Source organism: Rhodococcus sp. EPR-157, from assembly GCF_001647195.1.
Taxonomy (GTDB): Bacteria; Actinomycetota; Actinomycetes; order Mycobacteriales; family Mycobacteriaceae; genus Rhodococcoides.
Genome location: NZ_LVCV01000256.1, coordinates 1 through 2,034 on the forward strand (window position 1 = coordinate 1; position 2,034 = coordinate 2,034).

The 2,034-nt window shown below is 62.8% G+C and carries 2 protein-coding genes; both read right to left on the reverse strand.

All coding sequences use genetic code 11. From position 1 onward, the window contains the following. On the reverse strand, window positions 1-731 hold a 731-nt coding region (locus tag A2J03_RS11610; RefSeq protein WP_231912489.1), incomplete at its 3' end, for a MurR/RpiR family transcriptional regulator. A gap of 95 nt (window positions 732-826) precedes the next feature. Beyond that, the coding region (locus A2J03_RS11615; RefSeq protein WP_068373708.1) for an outer membrane protein assembly factor BamB family protein at window positions 827-2,034 on the reverse strand (1,208 nt) is incomplete at its 5' end.

Sequence of the window (2,034 nt, forward strand, 5' to 3'; positions counted from 1 at the left end):
CTCGACGCAACAGGATTCTGCAGACTGACGGCTACGAACAAAGCGTCCAGCACAGTTGTGTGAACAATACGGCTGCTCATCGCTTCGACGCGGTAATTCGTTTCCTTACTTCCTGCGATGAGATTGATCTCGGCAAGAGTGGTAATCGGGGAGCGGTAGAAGCTGGTGAGGGTGATTGTCCGTGCACCTGCTTTCTTAGCTGCCGTCAGCGCCATGATCGTCTCTCGTGTCTGGCCTGTATGACTGATGGCCAGGCAGGTGTCCTCGTCCGTGAGCAAGCTGGCGCTGACGTGCTGGCCGTGGCTGTCGATGGGTGCTTCTGTGAGCAGTCCGGCGGTACGGAAGCGGTATCCGGCATCCTGCACTATCGGCCACGACGTCCCGACACCGACGATCAGTAACCGGCGAGTCGACGCCAGGACCCCGACGGCTTGGTCGAAGCTTGTCGAATCGACGGTCGCGAGCGCTGTATTGACTGCGTCGGCCGTACTGCGAACGATCTTCTGCAGGACGGTATTGGGCGAGTCCGTCGCATTGACGTCTTCGTGCACTGTCTGTTGCTCGGGCAGTGCGTGGCGTGCGAGGTTGATCTTCAGATCTGCAAAGCCTTTGTATCCCATGTCTTTGCAGAACCGGACGACGCTGGCCAACGACGTGTCGCTGGCTTCGGCGATGTCGGTGACAGTCATGTGAATGACGGCGGGCGGATCGGCCAGGATGGTGTTCGCCACTGCCTGCGCGGTCCTTGTCAGGTTGGGAAGGCGGGCACGGAGAATGCTTTCGAAGTCAGACGCCGAGGGCGCGGTGATTGTTGGCGTGGTCGTCGTCACGTGGTTGCCCCTACTCCGTCGGCACGCGAGACGCTCCGCGGTGGGCATGCAATGACGTCGAGACGAGCGTCCGTCGTAAGGACGGCGAGTCGGTCGTTGCGCACTGGCACGGGCCTGGTGGTGACATGTCGGCCGAGCGCGGCGACCAATTCGTGGTCACCCGCGGGATCGATCACCCAGACATCGCCGGAAACAGTTGTCACCACGACCTGACCGCCGACTGCGACGGGATCCGTCGCAACGCCGATACCGGTGGATCTGTACGGTCCCCAGCCATCCGACTGGCCGTTGGTGAGCTGCGTGGACTTGGTCAGTGGTCTTCCTGTTCTCGTGTCGAGCACATGAACGGTGCCGTCGCCGGTGACGACAACGATCCCGGCTGATGTCGGTATTGCTGAAACTGTAGTGAACTTGCCGCCCACGACGGCGCGCCACACCATTGCACCGGTGGCCAGTTCCACGCATTCGAGCGTTTCGGATTCGGCCCGCATCACCACGGCGTGATCGGTGCCAGGCACTGCTGTCAGTGTGCTCGTCGGCGCCGGCCCGGAAGTCTGGCTCCACAGCACTGTGCCGTCACCGCTGTCCACTGCCGTCAACCCGCGGTAAGGCCCACTGAACGGAAGGACGACAACGTGCCCGCTAGCCAATCCACGCCCGTAGGTCATCAACGTGTCCACCGGCGCGAGTGCGCGGGTTGTCCATAGCTCGGCCCCTGTTTGCATCGACAGTCCGGTCAGGTGGTCGAGGGTGCCCACGATAAGTCTGCCGTCATCGGTGATAACAGGGGCGTTGAGTACGCGACCGTGTCGACTTCGCGGCAGGTTTGTGGCCCAACGAAGCTCGCCGGTGGTGGAATCGAGGCAGCTCAACGCACCCGAGAACGTCACTGCGATCATGGAGTCCGTGCCGTTCCCGGTCACGGACGTTATCTCGTCACCGTCGAGCCGCGTGCTCCAGATCGTCTGCCCCGTTGTCGAGTCGACGAGCGTGAGGTGTGCCCGGCCTGCATGGGTCGTGGGAACAGCAAGGCGATCGTGGTCGAACCCGAGGAGGTTGCCCCCGTGCTGTGTGTGATCCGGCGGCGCCTGCCACGTAACCTCGGCAGCGGTCGACGTCGCATGTCTGGGCCAGGTTGTCGCGGTTTCGCGGAGTAGGTGACCCGTTCTCGCGACGCTCAGCAGGTGCCAGGACGGCGGCGACC